Origin of the sequence: Acidiphilium multivorum AIU301, from assembly GCF_000202835.1 — a bacterium.
Classification (GTDB): Bacteria; Pseudomonadota; Alphaproteobacteria; order Acetobacterales; family Acetobacteraceae; genus Acidiphilium; species Acidiphilium multivorum.
The window spans coordinates 1113425-1137256 of the sequence record NC_015186.1 but is presented as its reverse complement, the minus strand read 5'-3'; the positions used below and the strand labels follow the sequence as shown (position 1 = coordinate 1137256).

19 protein-coding genes are annotated in these 23832 nt (G+C 66.5%); 5 read left to right on the top strand and 14 right to left on the bottom strand.

Features of this window, described 5'->3' with window-relative positions; translation table 11 throughout:
* Window positions 1-108 precede the first annotated feature (108 nt).
* Window positions 109-1842, bottom strand: coding sequence for an IS1634 family transposase (locus ACMV_RS04940; protein ID WP_013639724.1), 1734 nt, complete (start codon window positions 1840-1842; stop codon window positions 109-111).
* Between the two features lie 273 nt (window positions 1843-2115).
* Window positions 2116-3156 carry an IS110 family RNA-guided transposase gene (locus tag ACMV_RS04935; protein ID WP_011930570.1) on the bottom strand — a complete coding sequence of 347 codons (1041 nt, stop codon included), beginning with the start codon at window positions 3154-3156 and terminating at the stop codon, window positions 2116-2118.
* Window positions 3157-3582: 426 nt separating this feature from the next.
* Here ACMV_RS04935 and ACMV_RS19665 point away from each other — a divergent pair.
* Together ACMV_RS19665 and ACMV_RS20755 are read left to right on the top strand one after the other, a co-directional pair.
* A protein-coding gene (locus ACMV_RS19665) for an IS630 family transposase (protein ID WP_085947335.1) occupies window positions 3583-4529 on the top strand; the annotation gives its coding sequence in 2 pieces (ribosomal slippage) (window positions 3583-3922 and window positions 3922-4529; 948 coding nt in all).
* Window positions 4530-4621: 92 nt separating this feature from the next.
* The gene (locus ACMV_RS20755) at window positions 4622-5149 is read left to right on the top strand and encodes a hypothetical protein (protein WP_148360952.1); all 528 of its coding nucleotides are present in this window, start codon (window positions 4622-4624) and stop codon (window positions 5147-5149) included.
* On the opposite strand, the gene ACMV_RS04920 is transcribed toward ACMV_RS20755, so the two are convergent.
* From ACMV_RS04920 to gpmI, 8 genes are all read right to left on the bottom strand, one after another.
* Window positions 5146-6360, bottom strand: a complete 1215-nt coding sequence (locus ACMV_RS04920) for a tyrosine-type recombinase/integrase (protein ID WP_013639720.1) — start codon at window positions 6358-6360, stop codon at window positions 5146-5148. The genes ACMV_RS20755 and ACMV_RS04920 overlap by 4 nt on opposite strands.
* A 307-nt stretch (window positions 6361-6667) precedes the next feature.
* Window positions 6668-8230: a glutamine-hydrolyzing GMP synthase gene (guaA, locus tag ACMV_RS04915; protein WP_007424436.1), complete on the bottom strand. Its 1563-nt coding sequence runs from the start codon at window positions 8228-8230 to the stop codon at window positions 6668-6670.
* Between the two features lie 72 nt (window positions 8231-8302).
* Window positions 8303-8968, bottom strand: a complete 666-nt coding sequence (locus tag ACMV_RS04910; RefSeq protein ID WP_011941859.1) for a dienelactone hydrolase family protein — start codon at window positions 8966-8968, stop codon at window positions 8303-8305.
* Window positions 8969-8970: 2 nt separating this feature from the next.
* Window positions 8971-9465 carry an RNA pyrophosphohydrolase gene (locus ACMV_RS04905; protein ID WP_007424438.1) on the bottom strand — a complete coding sequence of 165 codons (495 nt, stop codon included), beginning with the start codon at window positions 9463-9465 and terminating at the stop codon, window positions 8971-8973.
* Window positions 9462-10427 (bottom strand): divergent polysaccharide deacetylase family protein, encoded by a 966-nt coding sequence (locus tag ACMV_RS04900; protein WP_013639718.1) that lies wholly within the window; start codon window positions 10425-10427, stop codon window positions 9462-9464. The genes ACMV_RS04905 and ACMV_RS04900 overlap by 4 nt, the downstream gene beginning before the upstream one ends.
* A gap of 4 nt (window positions 10428-10431) precedes the next feature.
* Window positions 10432-11805 (bottom strand): S41 family peptidase, encoded by a 1374-nt coding sequence (locus tag ACMV_RS04895; protein WP_007424440.1) that lies wholly within the window; start codon window positions 11803-11805, stop codon window positions 10432-10434.
* 72 nt (window positions 11806-11877) lie between these two features.
* The gene (locus ACMV_RS04890) at window positions 11878-13056 is read right to left on the bottom strand and encodes a murein hydrolase activator EnvC family protein (RefSeq protein WP_013639716.1); all 1179 of its coding nucleotides are present in this window, start codon (window positions 13054-13056) and stop codon (window positions 11878-11880) included.
* Window positions 13056-14573 carry a 2,3-bisphosphoglycerate-independent phosphoglycerate mutase gene (gene gpmI, locus ACMV_RS04885; RefSeq protein ID WP_007422527.1) on the bottom strand — a complete coding sequence of 506 codons (1518 nt, stop codon included), beginning with the start codon at window positions 14571-14573 and terminating at the stop codon, window positions 13056-13058. Before gpmI ends, ACMV_RS04890 begins: the two co-directional genes overlap by 1 nt.
* A gap of 96 nt (window positions 14574-14669) precedes the next feature.
* Here gpmI and ACMV_RS04880 point away from each other — a divergent pair, with 96 nt between their 5' ends.
* Genes ACMV_RS04880 through ACMV_RS04870 form a run of 3 tightly spaced genes read left to right on the top strand, consistent with a single transcriptional unit; the run spans window position 14670 to window position 17445 of the window.
* Window positions 14670-15443 (top strand): TatD family hydrolase, encoded by a 774-nt coding sequence (locus tag ACMV_RS04880; protein ID WP_013639715.1) that lies wholly within the window; start codon window positions 14670-14672, stop codon window positions 15441-15443.
* Window positions 15440-16243 carry an MBL fold metallo-hydrolase gene (locus ACMV_RS04875; RefSeq protein WP_007422526.1) on the top strand — a complete coding sequence of 268 codons (804 nt, stop codon included), beginning with the start codon at window positions 15440-15442 and terminating at the stop codon, window positions 16241-16243. The genes ACMV_RS04880 and ACMV_RS04875 overlap by 4 nt, the downstream gene beginning before the upstream one ends.
* Window positions 16240-17445: an aminopeptidase gene (locus tag ACMV_RS04870; RefSeq protein WP_013639714.1), complete on the top strand. Its 1206-nt coding sequence runs from the start codon at window positions 16240-16242 to the stop codon at window positions 17443-17445. Before ACMV_RS04875 ends, ACMV_RS04870 begins: the two co-directional genes overlap by 4 nt.
* A 16-nt stretch (window positions 17446-17461) precedes the next feature.
* On the opposite strand, the gene ACMV_RS04865 is transcribed toward ACMV_RS04870, so the two are convergent.
* From ACMV_RS04865 to carA, 4 genes are all read right to left on the bottom strand, one after another.
* Window positions 17462-18658 (bottom strand): threonine ammonia-lyase, encoded by a 1197-nt coding sequence (locus ACMV_RS04865; protein WP_007422524.1) that lies wholly within the window; start codon window positions 18656-18658, stop codon window positions 17462-17464.
* 4 nt (window positions 18659-18662) lie between these two features.
* Window positions 18663-19136: a transcription elongation factor GreA gene (gene greA, locus ACMV_RS04860; RefSeq protein ID WP_007422523.1), complete on the bottom strand. Its 474-nt coding sequence runs from the start codon at window positions 19134-19136 to the stop codon at window positions 18663-18665.
* Between the two features lie 81 nt (window positions 19137-19217).
* A complete protein-coding gene (gene carB / locus ACMV_RS04855) occupies window positions 19218-22463 on the bottom strand; it encodes a carbamoyl-phosphate synthase large subunit (RefSeq protein ID WP_011941866.1) in 3246 nt (1081 codons plus the stop codon).
* A gap of 2 nt (window positions 22464-22465) precedes the next feature.
* Entirely contained in the window at window positions 22466-23809 is a 1344-nt protein-coding gene (carA, locus tag ACMV_RS04850) for a glutamine-hydrolyzing carbamoyl-phosphate synthase small subunit (protein WP_013639713.1), read from the bottom strand.
* Between the last annotated feature and the right edge of the window lie 23 nt (window positions 23810-23832).

Below are 23832 nucleotides of genomic sequence, written 5' to 3'. Positions count from 1 at the left end.
TGCCGCTCAGTGAAATCGTTGGCCTTGTAGGATTAAACTGAAGTTTTCACTAATTTGAATGCAAACTCCCTGCATTTATCGACAAACTTTCTGATTTGATTTTGCCGCTTACTGGACACGCATGGGGTCGATCCCGATCAGGTCGAAGGCGGCGGCTTGCAGTGGCGTGGGCTTTGCCAGGGTGGTGAAGGTGGCATTCGGCGCCTTGGGCAGGGCTGCGGTGTTCAGGGTCTGGGTCGCGAGATGCGCCATCAGGTCGCTGAAGCTCGAAATCGGCAGGTTCTGGTCGTTGCGGCGTCGCCCGCGCTTGTGATCGGCGGCCGGGGATGTCGATGCGGGGGCAACCGGCGATGTGCGTCCGGCCTCGGCCCCAGGCCGGTTGTGATCCTGGAACAGCAGAGGCTTGAGGGCGTCGCGCAGATGCCACTCGACGTAATAGGCCATCATGCAGAGAAAGACGTGGGCACGCACCCGCGGTGAGAGCCAGTGATGCACCGGGCGGATCGCGAGATCGACCGATTTGAGGGTCCGGAACGCCCGTTCCACCCGCGAAAGGTCCTTGTAGGCTGACACGGCTTCGGTCTCGCTCATGACGTCCGCGCTCACACTGGTGCGGATGACATAGATGCCGTCGAGGGCCGCCTCGCGCGCGATGCTGGCGGCGTTGCGCTGGAAATCGAAGCGGCTGGCGGTGATGGTGAGATCGAAATGCTTGGCCATCTTGCGCTGGTTGATCACCGCCCCCACCGCCAGCCCGATCGCGGCCTCGCCATGAAGAGGAGCGCGTTTGCGCCGTGTCGCATCCCGGATCCGCGCCAGTTCCGTCTCGGTAGCCACGAGCAGCGCCTCGCGCTTGCGCCGTCGTTCGGTCGCCAGGGCGGCGTTGCGACAGGCGATCAGCCGCTCGCCCGGATAATCGGGCGACGTGATCGCGGCGATATCGCGCTCGTCGAATAGCGACATCTGCAGCGCTCCCTCGGCAAGATCCTGGATCTGCCCCGCGCGCAGGCAGCTGATCCAGTCCAGCCCCGCCGGCTTGATCGTCTCGCGGATCCGCGCCGTGGTGATCATCCCGCGATCACCCACCAGGACGACGCGCTCGAGATGGAACCGCCGCTTGAGCTTCTCCACCTGGGCGGCGACCGTGGCCGGATCGGCGGTGTTGCCTTCGAACACTTCCACTGCGATCGGCCGCCCCTCGCGATCGCACAGCAGACCATAGACGATCTGCGGCCGATCGGGCCGGTGATCCCGGCTGTATCCGTGGTGTGCCAGTTCGCAATGCCGGCCTTCGAGGTAGGATGAACTGACGTCGTAGAGCACCAACGTGCCGTCGCGCAGATGGCGCCTTGCAAACTGCCGCTCGATCCGGCCCTGCTGCGCGCCCAGCCAGTCCAGTGCGGCGTAGATCTCGCGCTCTTCAATGGCGCCGAGCTCGAGGATCTCGCCGAGGCTGGTCGTTGCGGTCTGCGGGTTCAGCCCGCGCAGGGTCGAGAGCTTCGAGCCCGGTGCGATCACCCGGCCCGCAATCAGCGCCAGGGCGAGATTGCGCTCGCGCGACTCCCTCCGGCCCAGCAGGCGGGGAATCTCAAGCTTGCGCATCATCCCGAGTGCCGCCGCCACATGACCGTGCGGCAGCGAGCGCCGGATCTCGAGTGCCTGATCGGCACCACCGACCACCGCGCCACCCGCGAGAAGCGCACGCAGCCCATCGATCAGCTCCGGCGGCATCTGGCTCAGATTGGCGATGGTGCGTTTATGAACCTTGCGACCCTCGCGGAAACTCTCCCGCAACAGCACGGCCGGCGCCGATCGGCCATTCGGAACCACGTCAATGAACATGGAGGCAGGGAACGTATGGCCCGCCCCGTCCGCAAGGGGTGATTTTCATCTGGCTCTAATCAGTCTGCTTCAACGTATCCGGTCTCGGGCTTCGAACCCGGCCAAGATGGAGATCCGCGCGGCCTGATCCTCATAATCACACCGGCCTCGGAGGCCGTTCACTGCGTCAGGTTTTCAAGCCGCCGTTCGACTGTCAGGCCATCTTCCTTTCACCTCACGCAGACATCGACTGCCCTTTCGCGCCCAACTGTGAGCGCTGTTCGGGCGATTCCGTCATGCGGCCGCAGCCGCCGCTTCGAATTGGGCGTCGTAATCGCAACCGTGCGCCAAAACGGCCCATGCAATCCGAGCCAGCTTCGCGGCCAGCGCGACTACGACCACGTTCTTATGCGCTCGATCGAGCAATCCCCGCGCCCAGCGGCCCAACGGCGTATCGCGTTCGACAAGATAAGGCAGCGCCGCTCGTGCGCCATGGATCAAGTTCTTCCGCAAATAACGATTGCCGCGTTTGCTGATGCCGAGCAGGCGCGGTTTTCCACCCGTTGTCATTTGCCGTGGAACGAGCCCCAGCCACGCCGCCATGTCCCGCCCACGTTTGAATGCATGCGCCTCGCCGACCGCCGCCGCCAGCGCCGTAGCGTTTATCGTTCCAATTCCTGGGATTTTGGTCAAACGTCGCACAGCCACGTCGTCACGAGCCAACTGAACGAACTCGGCGTCGAAGCCGGTGATCCTCTGGTCGAGTGAACGCCATTCCGCCCGAAGATCTTCGATCAACGTCCGGATGCGCGGGCTCAACGCGGCAAAACCGCCATCTTCGGCCAATGTCTCAAGCTCGGCTTCCAGTTTCCTCCGGCCTTGCGGAACGACGATCCCTCGCTCCAGCAGCAACGCCCGCAAGTGATTGATCAGCGCCGTCCGTTCCGAGACGAGGCGCTCCCGGGCTCGGTGCAAAGCCTGGAGATCAGATTGGTCCTGGCTCTTCACAGGCACGAAACGCATCGTTGGCCGCGTCGCAGCCTCTGCGATCGCCTCCGCGTCGAGATCATCGTTCTTCTGCGCCTTCACGTACGGACGGACATATTCCGGCGACATCAGCCGCACCTCGTGGCCCCGCGCGGCGAAAATCCGCCCGAGGTGATGAGCGCCGCAACATGCTTCCATTGCCACAATGCACGACCCAAGCTCGCCAACGAAACTTTCCAACGTTCCCCGCCGAAGTCTCCGCCTCAAAACAACCCGGCCGGCGGCGTCCATGCCCACCACGCTGCAAGAGTTCTTCCCAAGATCGATGCCGAGAATCATGATATCCATCGGTCTGCTCCTCTCTCCAAACCAGCGGCGATACTACCCGATCGCCACGAGAGGGGCGGGCCATCCCATAATCACAGACCGAGGCGCGCCGCAAGCCCCATGTATGGACACAAACAGAATACAGAAAAACAGCGCTACGCAAGGAAATCCGCCATGTTCAGGTTATTCTGAAGTAAAAACTTCGGATTAAATTCGACGGCTCGCTTGCAACGACAATTGCTTAGAGCGTTTGTCTCTGCACAGGCAGAGAAATCTGAGAGAGATCAACAATTTGTTGCCACACTCGAAACATTGCTGGACTTGATTCGATCTTGCGCCCGAAAGCCGCCCTTTAGAGCGGCTTTCGACCGGTCTGAATCGCGAGGGGATTCCCATTGGCGTTGATTTCTGATTCAGAATCCGTGCTGGTGAAGGAGGCCGGCATGGATGGGCCAACCACTATCGATGGATCTTCGTCGGCGGCTTTTGGCGGCGATTGATGAGGGGATGAGTTGCCGGGCAGCGGCAGCCCGCTTTGGGGTGGCGCCGGCGACGGCAATCCGCTGGCGAGCGCAGCGTCGCGATACCGGCAGCTTTGCTCCGAAGCCTCAGGGTGGCGACACGCGCTCACGTCGGGTTGAGGAACGGCGGGCGGACATTCTCGCAATCTGGGAAACGCGTAAGGACATCTCGCTTGCAGAGCTGCGCCTGGCGCTGATCGAGGTCGGCTTGCACGTCTCGGTGGCCGGGCTTCACCGCTTCTTCATCCGCCGCGGCATGACGCGTAAAAAAAGACTGGCCACGCCATCGAGCAGGATCGCCCCGATATCCTGAAACAGCGCCAGGACTGGTTCGATAGCCAGTTCGATCTGGACCCGGATCGCCTCGTCTTTATCGACGAAACCTGGACCGCCACCAACATGACCCGCAGCCATGGCCGCTGCGCCAGGGGCGAACGTCTGCGGATGGGCTTCCCACACGGTCACCGCAAGACCACCACGTTGGTGGCGGGGCTGCGCATGACCGGGATGGTCGCGCCGATGGTGCTGGACGGCCCCATCAACGGCGACTGGTTCGAGGCATATGTCACCAAAGTTCTCACACCCGAACTGCGGCCCGGCGACGTGGTCATCATGGACAATCTGTCGAGCCACAAGCGTGACGCGGTGCGTGAACGGATCGAAGCGGCCGGCGCAACCCTGCGCTTCCTCCCGCCCTATAGTCCCGACTTCAATCCGATCGAGAAGGCGTTCGCGCGCCTCAAGGCCATCCTCAGAAAGATCGGAGAGCGAACCGTCTCCGGCCTATGGGACCTGATCGGCAGGCTCGTCGACAGCTTCCAGCACCGCGAATGCGCCAACTACTTCAGCTCATGCGGATATGACCCGGACTGATCGAAATACGCTCTAAGTCCAAGATAAGAGACACGCGCTTAAACGGCAGGCGCGCACAAGAATTCTGTCGTCTTTGTGGTGCGCCCGCTGAGTTGACAGATTTTATACTTGGGAACGACAACGCCAAGAGAGACGATCCGGAGGACAAACTGCGCCTAAGCAGTTTGTACTGCACAGACCATCGCCCCCAATTGCCGAACGGCGAATGGAACCTTGCTTATCGAAAAGCAAAGCGGTCAATTATGCATTTCGACAAGGAGTTGGCCAGACTCACGAAACAATCAGGAAACTTGGACAAAGTAAAAGTGCAATCTGGTGATCCGTTAGTTGATCTCTACATCTATCACTATGTCCACAAATACGGTCTTACTCCCGGAGATGAGGCAGAGCTTCGCAATCATGCGCGGAGGATGGCAGACGGAAAATTGTCGGATCGCAAAAAGCAAATGGTCATGCTGCTACACTACAGAATCAGCCAGGCGGACGCCGCACGAAGGCTGGGCATTGAACGTCAAGCTGTTTTCAAGGCTTTGACGGCGCTTCCATCTGAGTTCCATCAGCTGCCCAACCTTTCCGGTTTTTCTGTCTATTTTTTGACGTCAACTGAAAATACCCATTAACTCAGTCGCTCCGCCATCGATGGCCGCTTCGTCCATTCGTCGATCATGTCTGCCCAATCTTGGAGCATCGCTGACCGTTGCTCGCGGTATTCAGCCTTGTTATAGACGGCTCGCACGCCCCGCTGCTCGTGCGCGAGGCATTTTTCGATCCAATCGGTATTGTAGCCAGCCTCGTGCAGTAATGTGCTGGCCGTCCGCCGCAAATCGTGCGGTCCAAACTTGGCGAGATGCTTTCCCTCTTTTTGTGCAAGGCGGTATGTCAGCGTCAGCACCTGGTTGAGCGTGGCGCGGCTCATAGGTAGGTCGGAGTCGTACCGCGACGGCAGCACATACTCCGAGCCGCCCGCGAAGGTTTTCAGGGCAATGAAAATATCCAGCGCCTGCCTCGACAGGAACACCAGATGAGGCGTACGGCGCTTCATGCGCTCCTTTGGGATCGTCCAAAGGGCCTGGCTGAAGTTGATCTCGCTCCACGTCGCATCGGTCAATTCACGCTTGCGGACCATTGTAAGCAACAACAGCTTGGCTGCTGCCCGGATAGATGGTGTCGTGCCAATGCGTTCCATATACTGATACATCAGGCCGATTTCGTCGGTCGTCAGTGCACGGTCGCGCGGCTCGAATTTGGCGATGCTCGTCGGACGCACCAGTTCCGCCGGGTTCTCGACCTTCTGGCCGCGCTCGATGGCCCATCGATAGACCTGCAATACCACCTCTCGGGCATGCACAGCCGTTGCGGGGGCGCCCCGCTCCACGATGGCGTCGGTCAACGCGCGCAAGTCTTCGTGTGTAATCTCGACCAGCTTTTGGTTGCCGAATTTGGGCTTCAATTCGCGCTCATACACCGAGCGGCGCATGTCGCGCGTTGAATCGGCCATCTGGTAGCCCCGCAGCCATTTTTCCGACCACGCTCCGAACGTCTCCGCATCCTTGATGCGAGCCTTATCCCGCGCCTTCTCCTTCGATGGTGACTTCCCTGCGGCGATCATCTTCTTGGCTTCGTTTAGCCGTTCACGGGCCTCCGCGAGAGTAATGCCACCAACACCATAGCGGCCAAAGGTGACGGTCTCTTGCCTGCCGTGGATCGCGTAGTTGTAGCGGAATGAGATCGAACCGGCAGGCGTGACGGCCGCATAGAGGCCGTCACGGTCATTCACTTTGTAGAGCTTATCCTGCGGCTTCAGATTGCGCAGCTTGGTATCGGTCAGCACAGCTCGCCTCCATATTTGCCACTCGATACCATGATTTCATCATAGGCTCTTGAATAAATAAAACCAAATAAAATCAGAAATTTAAGCGATTTCCATACCATGATGACCTTCGCTGGCGCACATGGTATCCCGAGCAATTGGTGGTATCGGCAACTACAAATACCACAGGATGTGCCATGAAAAAATAGTGCTTGGCGCTGCCAGAGGGTGCCAGACGATGCAAGGTTGGGATACGAAAAGGCCGTTTCTTACAAGGTCTTATCGTTGATTTTGTGCCGGGCGGTGCCAGCCTATGCCAGACGCGGGATCATTCCCACTCTATGGTGCCGGGCGGCTTGCTGGTGATGTCATAGGTGACGCGGTTGATGCCGCGCACTTCGTTGACGATCCGCCCGGCGACACGCGTCAGGAAGCTCATGTCAAACGGGTAGACGTCGGCTGTCATTCCGTCAGTGCTGGTGACGGCGCGCAGGGCGCAGGCGAAGTCGTAGGTGCGGCCGTCGCCCATCACGCCGACGCTGCGCACCGGTAGCAGGGCCACGAAGGCCTGCCAGATCGCGTCATACAGGCCGGCATTGCGGATTTCCTCGAGATAGATCGCATCTGCCTTCTGCAGGATGCGGACCTTCTCGCGGTCGACCGGGCCGGGGATGCGGATGGCAAGGCCGGGGCCGGGGAAGGGATGGCGGCCGACGATGGTCTCGGGCAGCCCCAGCTCGCGGCCGAGTTCGCGCACCTCGTCCTTGAAGAGTTCGCGCAGCGGCTCGACCAGTTTCATCCGCATCCGGTCGGGCAGGCCGCCGACATTGTGGTGCGACTTGATGACGGCGCTGGGCCCGCCGCGAGCGGAGACGCTTTCGATCACGTCCGGATACAGCGTGCCCTGGGCGAGGAAATCGGCGCCGCCGAGATTCTTCGCCTCTTCCTCGAACACCTCGATGAACAGGCGGCCGATCGTCTTGCGCTTCACCTCCGGATCGGTGACGCCCTCGAGAGCCGCGAAGAACAGGTCCGATGCGTCTCGATGCACCAGTCGTATGTTGAAGCGGTCGCGGAAGACGCGCACGACCTCGTCCGCCTCGCCGGCGCGGAGCAGGCCGTGATCGACGAAGATGCAGACGAGCTGGTCGCCGATCGCCTCGTGGATCAGGGCCGCCGCGACCGAGGAATCGACGCCGCCGGACAGGCCGCAGATCACCCGCCCGGTGCCGACCTGGGCGCGGATCGCATCGCGCGCGGTCTCGCGGAAATTCGCCATCGTCCAGCCGCCCGCAAGGCCGCAGACCTTGTGCGCGAAATTCGCGAGCAGGCGGGCGCCGTCCGGCGTGTGGACGACCTCGGGATGGAACTGCACGCCGTAGATGCGCCGCGCATCGTCGGCGATGGCGGCGAAGGGCGCGCCTTCGCTCACCGCCACCGCGCGGAAGCCGGGCGGCAGCGCGGTCACCCGGTCGCCATGGCTCATCCAGACCTGGGCGCGCTGGCCCCTGGCCCAGACGCCCTCGAACAACGCGCAGTCCGCGGTGACGTCGATGAAGGCGCGGCCGAACTCGCGATGGTCCGACCCTTCCACCGCGCCGCCCAGCGCATCGCAGATCGCCTGCTCGCCGTAGCAGATGCCGAGCACCGGCACGCCGGCGCCGAACACGTCGGCCGGGGGCTTCGGCGCGACCTCCTCGATCACGCTCGCCGGGCCGCCGGAAAGGATGATGCCCTTCGGCGCAAAAGCCGCCATGCGCGCCGGATCGGCGTCGAATGGCCAGATTTCGCAATAGACGCCGGTCTCGCGCAGGCGGCGCGCGATCAGCTGCGTCACCTGGCTGCCGAAATCGAGGATGAGGATGCGGTCTGCGGAGGGTGCGTCGGACATGCCGCCTCAACAGCACGCCACGCGGCCGGGTTCAATCCCTCCGGGCCGCGCGGCGCTCACGGCTGCCGCCCGTCAGACGACGTGTTCGGCGAAGAAGGCGAGGCTGCGATGCTCGGCGATCTCGTTGGCGCGGGGGTTGAAGCTCGGCCGGTCGTGGCAGCCGAAGCCATGCTCGGCACCCGGGTAGACGAAAATTCCGACATCCGGCTGCGCCTTGCGGATCGACTCGACATCCGCCAGCGGAATGCCCTTGTCCTCGGCGCCGAAATGCAGCTGCACCGGGCAGTTCGGCTTTTCCGACCTTGTGGCGGCGATGCCGCCGCCATACCAGCCGATCGCCGCCTTGAAGCTCTTGCTCCGTGTCGCCCCCCACCAGGCGATGGTGCCGCCCCAGCAATAGCCGATGATCCCCGTGGGCCGCGGCGAAAGGGCGGCGGCCGAGGCCTCGATGTCGCGCATCACGGCCTCGTCGGTGATCTCGGCGCGGAGGGCGAGGCCCTTGTCGCGCCCGGCGGCGTCGTAGCCGAGTTCGACGCCGCGCTCGACCCGGTCGAACAGCGCCGGGGTGACGACCCGGTAGCCGAACGAGGCCAGGTGATCGGAGATCTGCCGCATGTGCGAATTCACGCCGAAGATTTCCTGCACGATCACGATGCCTCGCTGCGAGGCGGTGTCGCCGGCGGCATAGGCCTGGAATTTGTGCCCGCAGGAGGCGGTCAGGTTGATCATCTCACCCATCGTCATGCTCCGTCCGTTTTGGCGAACCGCGCGAAATCCCGCGCGAGGCGCTCGTAAATAGGTCGCTTGAAAGGCACCGCCAGCGCCGGGATGGAGGAAAGCTCCGTCCATCGCCATTCATCGAATTCGGGATGCGCGTGGGCGTCGAGGCGGATCATGTCGTCGGTGCCGAGAAAGCGCAGCGCGAACCACCTTTGCCGCTGCCCGCGATGCCGCGCGCCGAATTTCGCCACCACGTCAGGCGGGAAATCATAGCTGAGCCATTCGGGGATTTCGCCGAGCAGCTCGACCGCGGTGGTGCCGATCTCCTCGTCCAGCTCGCGCAGCACGGCGGCGGCCGGATCTTCGTCGCCGTCGATCCCGCCCTGCGGCAGCTGCCACTGATAGGCGGCGTCGGGGCCGAGATCGGCCCGGCGCGCGACCAGGATCTTGCCCGCGCGACTGAACAGCGCGGCGCCGACATTGCTCCGGTAGGGCAGGGCGGTCGCGCCGGTCATTGCGCGCCCCGTGCCGCGACCAGCGCGCTGACCGGAACGAGGACCAGGCCGTCCGCCTTCAGCCCCTGGCACCACTGGGCGAGCACGGCGATGTCATCCGCGGTGGGCGAGGATATCACGCCGAGCGCGCTGCCGCTCGCAACCGCCGTCGCCGCCAGCCGCTTCAGCGCCGCGCGCTGTTCGTCGACGCTCATTTCGGGATGGATCACCACGTCCGCCACCCGTCCGGGAACGCCGGAGGGCACGCCGCTGCCCTGCGATGCCGTGACAAGAAGGAGGCCCGTCGGGCGCAGCTGCTTGCCGAGCCAGTGGCGGTTCAGCAACTGGGTGAGATAGGTCTCGTCGACCGACATGCCGATCTCGTCGGTGACGCCCACATAGCCGGCACTTCGCGACAGCGCCCAGTCGAGGTGCTTGAGGTTGACCGGATCGAGTTCCGAGCCGCGCAACGCCTCGTCACCCTCGGTGATGGCGGGCTCGCGATCGGTCTGCATCGGAATGCCCATCAGGGTCTCGTGCCCGGCGGCACGGGCGGCCGCGACCACCGAACGCAGGTGCGGTCCATACGGCGTGAGCGCGAGCGAGACGGCGGGCGGCAGCGAGCGGATGGCATCGCGGCTCGCCTGCCGAGCCTCGCCGATGCCGCCCATCATTACCGCCACGGGATGCAGACCTTGCGGCACCGGGACCGGCGCCGCGGCCGCGTAATAACGCATCGGCGTCATCCCGTCTGGCGCCGGATGCGGAATCTTCCAGGCCGGGTTGGCTTTCGATGCGACCAGCAGCGCCGGGTTGGGAGGCGGGATCGCGCTGCCGCTGCGATGCAGGACCGGGCCGGTGAGCATGGCCGTGTCGTGGTCTGGCGGGCCGATTACCTGCAGCACGACCGCGCCGATCAGCGCAGCGGCGGCGACTCCGGCCCAGAACAGCTTGACCGAACGCGCAATCCGGAACGGCGGCATTGTCTCAGTGCGCCACATCCGCCTGGCTGGCGCCAACCCGGTTTGTTGCCATGGCGCGGACCAGCTTCAGCGCCATCTGGAGCTGGTAGTCGGTGTTCGGGTGCTTCGGCTCGAATTTCGGCCAGCTGGCCGGCGGCCGTGGCGCGATCGTCTTCGCGACGGCCGGCAGCACCAGCTTCGGCGGCAGGATCGGCGCCTTCAGGCCCGAGGGGTTGCGGAAGGCGTGCGGCATGTTCGACTCGCGAATCTTCGGGAAATGATCCTTCGGATTGTTCGTCTCGTGCACGACGAGGTCGGGCTCGACGCCGTAATCCTGCAGCGACTTGCCGGAGGGCGTGTAGTAGAGCGCCGTGGTCATTCGCAGCGCGCCGTGGCCGGGGATGGTGAAGATGGTCTGCACCGAGCCCTTGCCGAAGGTGCGGGTGCCCATCACCACCGCGCGGCGGTTCTGCTGGAGTGCCGCGCTGACGATTTCCGCCGCCGAGGCGGTGCCGGAATTCACCAGCACGACGATCGGCTTGCCGCCGGTGATGTCGCCGTCATGGGCGTACCAGACCTGATCGTCGGACTGGTGCCGGCCATGGGTTGAGACGATCTCGCCGGTGTTGAGGAAATCATCGGCCACGGCGATGCCCTGGTCGAGCAGACCGCCGGGATTGTTGCGAAGGTCGAGGATATAGGCGTCCACCTTGCCGTGGCTTTCGGCCTTGAGCTTCGCCACGCCGCGGCGAATGTCGCGATTCGCGTTCTCGGAGAAGCTGGCGAGGCGCAGATAGCCGACATCGCCGTAAAGCGCCGTCTTGACCGCGTGGACATGGATGATCGCGCGGGTCAGGGTGACGTGCACCGGCTTGTCGACGCCGGGGCGCTTGATCGTGATATCGATCTTGCTGCCGGCCGGGCCGCGCATCCGGTCGACCGCCTTGTCCAGCGTCACGCCGACCATCGGTTTGCCGTCGATCGCCACGATCAGATCGCCGGGCTTGATTCCGGCCTTGGCGGCCGGTGTGCCGTCGATGGGGGTGATCACCTTGATGAAGCCGCCCGCCTCGGTCACCTCGATGCCGAGCCCGCCGAATTGGCCGGAGGTCTCGGCCTTCATGTCCTTGTACTGCTGGGCGTTCATGTAGGCGCTGTGCGGGTCGAGCCCCGTCAGCATGCCGTTCATCGCATCGTAGATCAGCTTTTTCGAGGGTTCGGGCACCACGTAGTCGGCCCGGATCCGCTGGAAGATGTTCTCGAACAGACCCAGCTGGCGATAGGTCTCGTCGCTCTGGCGAACGCCGGCCAGGGCATCATGCACCGCGGGCGCCACCATGCCGACGCCGATGCCGACCGCGAACGTGGCCGTGATCAACAGAGAGGTCCTCAACTTCATACGCGCCATCCTCATCATCTCTGCCACCAATAGTGCGGCTGGGCCGGAAGTCCAGAGCCGGCCGCCATGGTTTCAGCGTTCCCCCGGCCCGGAACCGAATCGTGACGCCGGGTCGACCGCCTTCCCGTCGTGCCGCAGCTCGACATAGAGGCGCGGCTGGTTTCCCGGATTGTGCACATCGAATGCCGGCATCCGTCCGACGGGCTGGCCGGGCTCGACATGCTGGCCTACCGATACATCGAACTGCTGGAACCCCGCCATCACGAAATCGTATCCGCCGCCGCAGTCGATGATCATCAGCTTGCCATAGCTGGCGAAGGGCTTCGCGAACACCACGTTGCCGCCGCACGTGGCGCTGACCACGGCGCCGGGAGCCGCGGCGAAGGTATCGCCGGTGGCCGGGCCGGTGGCCGTGGCGCTGGCGAAGGCACGGACCAGCTTGCCGGCGACCGGCGCGCCGGCAAGCGCTTTCGGTGTTGCCGGTGCGATGCGCGCGGCGGCTTCCTGCCGCGCCGCGGCGGCGCGGGCGCGCTCGAGGCGGGAGATGACGCCGACGAGGTCATGCGCCTGTCCGGCCGCCGCGGCGGCTTTCCGGGCCTCGGCCTGGCGTTGCAGGGATGCGCGGCTTTCCGCGGCCCCGACCGCGGCAATGGCCGCCCGCAGCGCCGCGTCGCCCGCCTTCTGGCGGGCCACCGCCGCCACCATCCGTGCCTTCTGTCCGGCCAGTTCCACCGCAAGCTTCCGATAGCGCCGCCGCGCCGCCCGCAGCGCCCGGGCGCGGGCGGCGATCTGCCGCGTGATTCCCTGCATCGCCAGCGCGCCCTCGGCCGCCTTGCCGGGCGCCGCACCGGACGCGATCAGGGTCGCCGCCGGGTGCAAGGCGAGGCGGGTGATGAGCGGCAGGAGCGGCGCGATGGCGGCCGAATCGGCATCGAGTTCCGCCTTGGCCGCCTGCGTTTTCGTGGTGAGGTCGGCGAGGCGGGCGACGACCTGCGCTGTCTTGTCCTCGGTGGCGCGCAACGCGGCGTTGGCGGTGATTTCCTGGGCCAGCAGGGCTTTCCGACGCGCTGCCGCCATGGCCTCCGCCCTTGCCGCCGCCGCCGCCGCCGCTCGATGGCGTTGCGCTGCCGCGTTCGCCTGATCGAGCCGGCTGCGCGCCGTGCCGAGCTGGTCGGCCCGCGCCGCGCCGGCGGCGAGTGCTGCGACCAACAGCGCGGCAGTCGCGGCGAGGCGGCGCGCGGCCAGTGGCATCAGGCGCCGATCAGGCTCCGGCCGGTCATCGCTTCCGGCTGGGGAAGCCCGAGCAGGGCGAGAAGCGTCGGCGCGAGATCGGCGAGCCGGCCGTCATGCAGTTTCGCATCCGCCGGCCCGCCGGTCAGCAGCACCGGCACGCGGTTGAGCGTGTGCGCGGTGTGCGGGCCGCCGGTTTCGGGATCGCGCATCATCTCGCAATTGCCGTGATCGGCGGTGACGATCATCGCGCCGCCCTGGGCGCGGATCGCCGCCTCGATCCGGCCGAGTCCGGCATCGACGGTCTCCACCGCCTTGATCGCGGCGGGCAGCGAGCCGGTATGGCCCACCATGTCCGGGTTGGCGAAATTCAGGACGATGAGGTCGAAGCGGCCGGATTCGATGGCGGCGACGACCTTGTCGGTCAGTTCCGGCGCCGACATTTCCGGCTGCAGGTCGTAGGTCGCGACCTTGGGCGAGGCGACGAGGATGCGCTCCTCGCCCTCGAACGGCGTCTCCCGCCCGCCGTTCAGGAAGTAGGTGACGTGCGGGTATTTCTCGGTTTCCGCCGCGCGCAGCTGGCGCTTGCCGGCGCGGGCGACCACCTCGCCGAGCAGGTCGTCCATCCTCTGCGGCGGGAACAGCGTGTGCATGAAATGCGCGAGATCGTCGGAATAGGTCACCATGCCGAGCGCGGCGGCGAACCGGATATGCCGGGCGTGCTCGAAGCCGTCGAAGCCAGGATCGAGCAGGGCGGAGAGGATCTCGCGCACGCGGTCGGCGCGGAAATTGGCGCAGAGCAAGCCGTCGCCGTCGCGCATGCCCTCGTAGTCGCCGATCACGACCGGCTTGACGAACTCGTCCGTCACCCCCTCCGCATGGCTTGCCTTCACCGCGGCGACCGGATCGTCGGCATGGCTGCCCTTGCCCTCGGTGAACAGGTCGAAGGCGAGGCGGACGCGCTCCCAGCGGTTGTCGCGGTCCATCGCGTAATATCGGCCGATCACGGTCGCGATCTCCGCCCCTTTCGGCAGCGCGTCGCGCAGCCAGGCGAGGCAGTCCGGCGCGCTTTCCGGCGCCGTGTCCCGCCCGTCGGTGATGGCGTGGACGAAGACGGGAATGCCGGCCTGCGCGACCGCGCCGGCAAGGGCTGCGACATGGCGCTGATGCGCGTGCACCCCGCCCGGAGAGACGAGGCCGAGCAGATGGCAGGCACCACCCGATTCGCGCAGCGCGTCCACAAAGCGGCGCAGGTCGGCGTTCTCGGCCAGCGAGCCGTCCTCGATCGCGCTGTCGATCCGGGGCAGTTCCTGCATGACCACCCGGCCGGCGCCGATATTGGTGTGGCCCACCTCGGAATTGCCGATCTGACCCTCGGGCAGGCCGACATCGCGGCCGCAGGCGCTGAGGAAGGCGTGCGGCGACTCCCGCCAGAGACGGTCGAAATGCGGCGTGTTCGCCAGGGCCACGGCGTTGTCGGCGCGGTCCTCGCGCCAGCCGAACCCGTCGAGTATCGTCAGCATCACCGGCCTGGTCATCGCACTCTCCCTCATCTGCCGCCCGCAGATGGACAGAGGCGCTTGCGCGGGTCAAGCGCGGTTCCGATCCGGCGCCGGCACCTCTATATAGGCCGGATGCTGATCGATTCTCATTGCCATCTCGACTACTTCACCGAGGCCGAGCGTCCCGCCGTCATCGCCCGCGCGCACGAGGCCGGGGTCGGGCGGATGGTGACCATCGGCACCTCGATGCGCCAGTCGGAAACCGCGATCGCCATCGCCGAGAGCGATCCCAGCGTGTTCGCCTGCATCGGCGTGCATCCGCACAATGCCGGCGGCGATGCGGGCGTGCCCAGCCCGGAGGCGATCGCCGAGATGACGCTGCATCCCCGGGTGATCGGCATCGGCGAATCCGGGCTCGACTATTTCTACGACAAGGCGCCGCGCGCGGTTCAGGCGGAGAATTTCCGCGCCCATATCCGCGCGGCGCAGATGACCGGCCTGCCTCTTGCCATCCATGCCCGCGACGCGGATGACGACGTCGCCACCATGCTGGAGGACGAGCACGCGAAGGCGCCATTCCTGTTCCTGCTGCATTGTTTTTCCTCGGGCCGGGGGCTGGCCGAGCGGGCGCTGGCGATTGGCGGGTTCCTTTCCTTCTCCGGCATCCTGACCTTCCCGAAATCGGCGGAACTGCGCGAGATCGCGCGCGACATTCCGCGCGAGCGGCTGCTGGTGGAAACCGACTCGCCCTATCTCGCCCCGGTGCCGTTCCGCGGCAAGCGCAACGAGCCGGCGCACACCGTCCACACCGCCAGGGTGCTGGCGGAGGTGAAGGGCATGGGAATGGCCGAGATGGCCGATCTCACCACCGCGAATTTTCGCCGCCTGTTCGTCAAGGCTTCATGAGGTTCACGCTCACGCTGCTCGGCACCGGCGGCTCGGCCGGGCTGCCGCAGATCGGCGGCCCGGATGGCGGCGGCGACTGGGGGCAATGCGATCCGGCGGAGCCGCGCAACCGCCGCACCCGCGCGAGCGTGGTCTTCAGCGCCGCCGACGGGCAGCGCATCCTGGTCGATACCGCGCCGGAAATCCGCCTGCAGCTTACCGACAACCGGATCGACCGGATCGACGCGGTGATCATCACCCATCCGCACGCCGACCATATCGCCGGGCTCGACGACATCCGCATCCTCAACCGTCTCCGCGGCACGCCGATCGACGCCTATACGGACGAGCGCACCTGGGCGGAGCTGCGCCAGCGGTTCGACTACGCGTTCCGGCCCTGGGAGCCGCCCGGCTTCTTCCGCCCGGTGCTGCGCACCCACACGATCCTGCCCGGCGAGACCAGGACCATCGCCGGCCTGCCGGTGCGCTTTATCCGGCAGGATCACGGCTTCATTCCCTCGCTCGGGCTGCGCGTCGGCAATGTCGCCTACTGCCCGGACGTGGTGCGCTTCACGCCCGACCAGTTCGCCTTGCTGGAGGGGGTGGACACCTGGATCATCGACTGTTTCACACGGCGCGGACCGCACCCGACACATGCCCATCTCGACCAGGTGATCGAATGGGCGACGGCGCTGCGCCCGCGCCGCACCATCCTGACCCATATGGGGCTCGACATGGATTACCGCACGCTGTGCGACACGCTGCCCGCCGGCTTCGAGCCCGCGTTTGACGGCATGATCATCGAGGGAGACGCACCATGACGCATGAAGAGAAACTCGACCGGCTGGCCGAGGTCGCCGTCCGCATCGGCGTCAACGTGCAGACCGGCCAGGAGCTGATCGTCAACGCGCCGATCGAGGCGCGCGACCTGGTGGACCGGATCGCGACCCATGCCTATCGCGCCGGCGCGGCGCTGGTGATCCCCTTCTTCGCGGACGACCTGATCCAGCGTGCCCGGTTCCGCGAGGCGAGCGAGGACAGTTTCGATTTCGCGCCGGCCTGGCTGTACGAGGGGGTGGCGAAGTCGATCGACGAGGGCGCGGCGATGCTGACCGTGGTCGGCACCGACCCGATGCTGCTCGCGGATTGCGACCCGGCGCGGATCGGCCGCGCCCAGCGCGCGATGGCGCGGGCGATGAAGCCGGTGCGCGGCTTGATCAGCGGTTTCGCCACCAACTGGTCGATCCTGTCCTTCGCAACACCGGGCTGGGCGAAATCGGTCTTCCCCGGCGATCCCGACCCGGCCGCGCGTCTGTGGGATGCGATCTTCGAGGTCTGCCGAATCAACGAGGCCGATCCGGTTGCCGCCTGGCATGCCCATGTCGCGACCCTGCGGGCGCGGTGCGACGCGCTGAACGCCCGCCGCTTTGCCGCGCTGCGCTTCAGCGGGCCCGGCACCGACCTGGAAGTCGGCCTGGCCGACGGGCATCTCTGGGCGGGCGGGTCCGCGACATCGAAGGATGGCACCGCCTGCATGCCGAACATGCCGACCGAGGAAGTGTTCACCATGCCGCATCGCGAGCGGGTGAACGGCAGGGTGCGGGCGAGCAAGCCGCTCGTGCATGGCGGCGCGCTGATCGAGGACATCGAGGTGCGGTTCGAGGCGGGGCGGATCGTCGAGGCGAAGGCGAGGCGGGGCGAGGACGTGTTCCGCGCCCTGATCGCGACCGACGAGGGGGCGAGCCGCCTCGGCGAGGTGGCGCTGGTGCCGGATGCCTCCCCGGTATCGCGCTCGGGGCTGATCTTCCGCAACACGCTATTCGACGAGAACGCGGCGAGCCACATCGCGCTCGGCCAGGCGCTGGCGCTGAACATGGAAGGCGGTTGCGATGCCGCCCGCGGCGCCAACGAAAGCCTCATCCATGTCGACTGGATGATCGGCTCGGCGCTGATGGACGTCGATGGCGTGAACGCCGACGGCACCATCACGCCGGTGATGCGCGGCGGCGCCTTCGTGATCTGAGCGCCGGCTGGCGCGATCAGAGCCGGCGGACGGTGTAGGCGGCTTCCAGCGCCTCGGTGATCGAGCGGCCATGGGCGGCGTCGCGCGCCTCGAACATCACTTCGAGATGCGCGGCCTGCACGGTCGGCGAGGCGAACTGGCGCTGGTGCACGACCTCGATGATGTTGCCGCCCTGATCGCCGATGCGGGCGGCGATGTCGGCCAGCACGCCGGGACGGTCCGGGATTTCCATCAGCACCTTAACGATCCGCCCGTCGCGCATCAGGTTGCGCAGCAGCGTGTTGGCGAGGACGCGGGTGTCGATATTGCCGCCGCAGATCGGCAGGGCGAGCCGGCGGCCGGCGAAGCGCTGCGGGAAGGTCAGCACCGCGGCGAGGGCGGCGGCGCCGGCGCCCTCGGCGACGATCTTGCCGCTCTCGGCCAGCATCGCGATCGCCTGCTCGACCGCCGCTTCCGGCACGACCAGAACCTCGACCTCGTGTTCCTTCAGCAGCGCGAGCGGCAGCTGGCCGATATCGCGCACCGCGATGCCCTCGGCGATGGTCGCGCCGCCGACCTTGACCTCCTGGCCCGCGAGCGCCTGGGCAAAGCCGGCATAGCTTTCGACCTCGACGCCGAGGATCTCGACGCCGGGGCGCAGCGCCCGCGCCGCCACCGCGCAGCCGGAGATGAAACCGCCGCCGCCGGTCGGGATCACCAGCGCGTCGAGATCCGGCAGGTCATGGATCACCTCGAGGGCGAGCGTGCCCTGGCCGGCGATCACGTCCGCGTCGTCGTAGGGGTGGACGAAGACCAGGCCTTCGCGGGCGGCGAGTTCATGGGCGTGGGCGGCGGCCTCGGCGAGGGTTTCGCCGTGCAGCACCACCTGCGCGCCCCAGGCCCGGGTGCGGGTGACCTTCGTGGTCGGGGTGAAGCGCGGCATCACGATGGTGGCGCGGATGCCGGCGAGCTGGGCGTGGCGCGCCACCGCCTGGGCGTGATTGCCGGCCGACATCGCGATCACGCCGGACTTGCGCTCGGCCTCCGTCAGCAGGGCGATGCGGTTTGCCGCCCCCCGTTCCTTGAAGGCGCCGGTGGCCTGCAGGTTCTCGAGCTTGAGATGGATGTCCGCACCGGTCGCGCGCGAGAGCGCGTCGGCGCGGACCAGCGGCGTGCGCAGCACCGCGCCGGCGATCCGGCCGGCCGCCGCCTCGATATCGGCGAGGGTGACCAAGGCCTCAGCCGAACCGGACGGCGAGGATCTCGTAGCTGCGGTCGCCGCCGGGGGCGGGCACCGAAACGGTGTCTCCCGGCTTCTTGCCGATCAGCGACTTGGCCAGCGGCGAGGTGACGGAAATCCGCCCGGCCTTGATGTCCGCCTCGTGGACGCCGACGATCTGGTAGGTGACTTCCTTGTCGCTCTCCTCGTCGATCAACTCGACATGGGCGCCGAACTTCACCGTGTCGCCCGACAGGGTGGACGGATCGATCACCTCGGCGGCGGAAATGATTTCCTCGAGTTCGGCGATCCGACCCTCGATGAAGGACTGGCGCTCGCGCGCGGAATGGTATTCCGCGTTTTCCGACAGGTCGCCGTGGCTGCGGGCCTCGGCAATCGCCCGAATGATCGCCGGCCGCTCCTCGGACTTGAGGTGGCGCAGCTCGGCTTCGAGATTCTGCAGTCCGGGCCCGGTCATCGGGAATTTTTGCACGGCAGTTCCTTCAGTCAGGTTAAGCCAACAGGCGTAAGGATGAGCGAAAAAGTCGCGGGCCGGAGGAATCCGGCGCCACGATCATCGGAACGATTGCGGAAAATACGACTGAAGCGGCGCGACTTCAAGGCTGCCCGCGGCAAGGGCGGCGATGGCGTGCGAGGCCGCCCGCGCGCCGGCGATGGTCGTGTAGTGCGGCACGCCGTGGTTCAGCGCCTGGCGGCGGATGTCGAAACTGTCCGCCACGGTCTGCGCGCCGGAGGCGGTGTTGATCACCAGCTGAACCTCGCCGGAGCGGATCGAGTCGACGCAGTGCGGCCGGCCCTCCAGCACCTTGTTCACCGCCCGCGCGGCGATGCCGGCTTCGGAAAGATGCGCGGCGGTGCCACGGGTCGCCATGATCTCGAAGCCGAGATCGACGAAGCGGCGGGCGATCGCGAGGATCGCCGGCTTGTCGGAATCCCGCACCGAGAGGAACACCGTGCCCGCCTGCGGCAGCTTCACCCCGGCGCCAAGCTGGGCCTTGGCGAAGGCGCGGGCGAAGCTGACATCCAGCCCCATCACCTCGCCGGTAGACTTCATCTCGGGGCCCAGCAGCACGTCGACGCCGGAGAAGCGGGCGAAGGGGAACACCGCTTCCTTCACCGCAACGTGACTGCGCATCACGCTGTCGTCCAGCCCGAAGGAGGCCAGCGCCTCGCCGGCCATCACCCGCGCGCCGATCTTCGCCACCGGTACGCCGGTCGCCTTGGCGACGAAGGGCACGGTGCGCGAGGCGCGCGGATTGACCTCCAGCACGTAGACGTTCTCGCCCTGGATCGCGAACTGCACGTTCATCAGCCCGATAACATTGAGCGCCTTCGCCATCGCCTCGGTCTCGGCGCGCAGTTCGGCGACGATGGCGGGCGAGAGCGAATAGGGCGGCAGCGAGCAGGCGGAGTCGCCGGAATGGATGCCGGCCTCCTCGATATGCTCCATCACGCCGGCGACGTAGACGCTCTGGCCGTCCGCGATGCAGTCGACATCGACCTCGATCGCATCGTTCAGGTAGCGGTCGATCAGCACCGGGTTGGTGCCGGAGACCACCACCGCCTCGCGCATGTAGCGGCGCAGGCTGGCGAGGTCGTAGACGATTTCCATCGCCCGGCCGCCGAGCACGTAGGAGGGGCGGATGACGACGGGGAAGCCGATCCGCTCGACGATCGCTTCCGCCTGCTCGGCCGAGCGGGCCAGCCCGTTTTCCGGCTGGCGCAGGCCGAGCGAGCGCAACAGGTCGTGGAAGCGCTCGCGGTCCTCCGCGGCATCGATCGCGTCGGCCGAGGTGCCGAGGATCGGGATGCCGGCCTCGGCGAGGGCCTGGCTGAGCTTGAGCGGCGTCTGCCCGCCATACTGCACGATGCAGCCGAGCAGCGTGCCGCGCTCCTGCTCGCGGCGGAGCAGGGAGAGCACGTCCTCGGCGAAGAGAGGCTCGAAATAGAGGCGGTCGGAGGTGTCGTAGTCGGTCGAGACGGTTTCGGGGTTGCAGTTGACCATGATGGTCTCGAACCCCGCCTCGCGCAGCGCATAGGCGGCGTGGACGCAGCAATAGTCGAACTCGATGCCCTGGCCGATCCGGTTCGGGCCGCCGCCGAGAATGACGACCTTGCGCCGCTCGCTCGGCTCCGCCTCGCAGACCGGCGCGCCGAAGCCGCCTTCATAGGTCGCGAACATATAAGAGGTCGCCGAGGCGAATTCGCCGCCGGTGCTGTCGATCCGGCGATAGACCGGGGTGACGCCGAGGGCGAGGCGCGCCTTGCTCACATCCGCCTCACTCCGGCCGGTAAGGGCGGCGAGGCGGCGGTCGGAGAACCCCAGCGCCTTGAGCGCGCGCATGCCGAGCTCGTCGCCGGGCAGGCCCTCCGCGGCGACGCGGCGTTCGGCCTCGACGATGTCCTCCATCTGGCGGAGGAACCAGGGGTCGAACTTGCAGGCGGCGTGGATTTCCTCGACCGAGAGGCCGGCGCGCAGCGCCTCGGCGGCGATCAGCAGCCGGTCGGGTCGCGGGGTGGAGAGCGCGGCGCGGAAGGCATCGCGTGTGCCGTCACCCGGCTTCTCGACCGGATCGAGCCCGGCGAGGCCGGTCTCCAGGCTGCGCAGCCCCTTTTGCAGCGCCTCGGGGAAGGAGCGGCCGATCGCCATCGCCTCGCCGACCGACTTCATCGAGGTGGTCAGCAGCGCCGGCGTGCCGGGGAACTTCTCGAAGGTGAAGCGCGGGATCTTGATGACGACGTAGTCGATCGTCGGCTCGAAGCTCGCCGGGGTGACTCGGGTGATGTCGTTGCGCAGCTCGTCGAGCGTGTAGCCGACGGCGAGCTTCGCCGCGATCTTGGCGATGGGAAAGCCGGTCGCCTTCGAGGCCAGCGCCGAGGAGCGGGAGACGCGGGGGTTCATCTCGATGATGACCATGCGCCCGTCGGCCGGATTGATGCCGAACTGCACGTTCGAACCGCCGGTATCGACGCCGATCTTGCGCAGACAGGCGATCGAGGCGTCGCGCATCAGCTGGTATTCGCGGTCGGTCAGGGTCAGCGCGGGGGCGACCGTGACGGAGTCGCCGGTGTGCACGCCCATCGGGTCGATGTTCTCGATCGAGCAGACGATGATGCAGTTGTCCGCTTGGTCGCGGACCACCTCCATCTCGTATTCCTTCCAGCCGAGCACGCTTTCCTCGATCAGCACCTCGGTGGTCGGCGAGGCGTCGAGCCCGCCGGCGACGATTTCGAGGAATTCCTCGCGGTTGTAGGCGATGCCGCCGCCGGTGCCGCCGAGGGTGAAGGAGGGGCGGATCACCGCCGGCAGGCCAACCAGGTCGAGTGCTGCGCGCGCCTCGTCCATTGTATGGGCGATGGCGCTGCGCGGGCTCTCGATGCCGATCTCGGCCATCGCGTCGCGGAATTTCAGCCGGTCCTCGGCGCGGTCGATCACCTCGGCGCGGGCGCCGATCAGCTCGACGCCGTGCTTCTCAAGCGTGCCGGCCTTGGCGAGCGCCATCGCGGTGTTCAGCGCCGTCTGCCCGCCCATGGTGGGCAGCACCGCATCCGGCCGTTCCTTGATGATGATCTTCTCGACCATCTCCGGCGTGATCGGCTCGATATAGGTGGCATCCGCCAGTTCGGGATCGGTCATAATCGTGGCGGGATTGGAGTTCACCAGGATCACCCGGTAGCCCTCCTCGCGCAGCGCCTTGCAGGCCTGGGCACCGGAATAGTCGAACTCGCAGGCCTGGCCGATGACGATGGGCCCGGCGCCGATGATCAGGATCGATTTGATGTCTGTGCGTTTCGGCATGGTCAGCCCTCCATCATCGCGACAAAGCGCCGGAACAGGTGATTGGCATCCGACGGGCCAGGGCTGGCCTCGGGGTGATATTGCACGGAGAAGCAGTTCTTCGCCGGGCAGGCGATGCCCTCGTTCGAACCATCGAACAGGGAGCGATGGGTAACCGTCACGCCGTCGGGCAGGCTGGCCTCATCCACCGCAAAGCCATGATTCTGGCTGGTGATCTCGACCTTGCCGGTGGCAAGCTCCTGCACCGGCTGGTTGGCGCCGCGATGGCCGCGGGCGAGCTTGTAGGTCTTCGCGCCAAGCGTGTGGGCGAGGAGCTGGTGGCCGAGGCAGATGCCGAAGAGCGGCTTGCCGGCATCGAGCACGCCGCGGATCGCCGCCACGGCGTATTCGGCCGTCGCCGCCGGGTCGCCGGGGCCGTTGGAGAGGAACACGCCATCAGGCTGATGACGGAGGATATCCTCGGCCGAGGCGGTGGCGGGGACGACGATGACCCGGCAGCCGGCGCTCGCGAGGTTGCGGAGGATGTTGCGCTTCGCGCCGTAATCTACGGCAACTACAGTAAATTTCGGCGCGTTCTGCCGGCCGAACCCGTGCGCGCGGTCCCACAGCGTCTCGGTCCATTCGTAGCTCTGGGTGCAGGAGACCTCGCGCGCGAGGTCCATGCCCTCGAGCCCCGGCCAGGCGCGGGCCCGCTCGACCAGGGCGGGGATGTCGAAGCGGCCGTCCTCGGGATAGGCGATCAGCGCGTTGGGCGGGCCGTCGTCGCGGATGGTGCGGGTGAGGGCGCGGGTGTCGACTCCGGCGATGCCCGGCAGGCCCATGCGGCGGCACCAGGCGGCCAGCCCCTCGGCGGCGCGCCAGTTCGACGGACGGGTGATGTCGCGGTTGATCACGAGGCCGCGGGCGAAACTCGTGTTCGCCTCGATATCCTCGGGATTGGCGCCGACATTGCCGATATGCGGGAAGGTGAAGGTGATGATCTGCCCGGCGAAGGACGGATCGGTCAGGGTTTCCTGATAGCCGGTCATGCCGGTGGAGAAGCAGAGTTCCGCCGGCTCGCCGGTGGAATGCGCGCCGAAGCCGCGTCCCCAGAACACGCGGCCGTCGCCCAATACCAGCGCCGCGGTTGCGCCCTCCGGTTTCGTGGTTTCGGATTCCATTGCAATGTCTCCTGAAAGATCGGCCAGGGACAGGCCGGTCGCGGCAATCACCGCCGGCCAGTGCCGTGCCGGAATCGCCCCGGCGCTGCGCCACTTGCGCACGGCCTCGGTCGAAACCTGGGTCAGCCGGGCTGCCGCGTCGGCGCCGCCCAGCAGGTCGATGATCTCGTCTGTCGTCTTGGGCATGACGGTCTCATGCCGGATTTTTT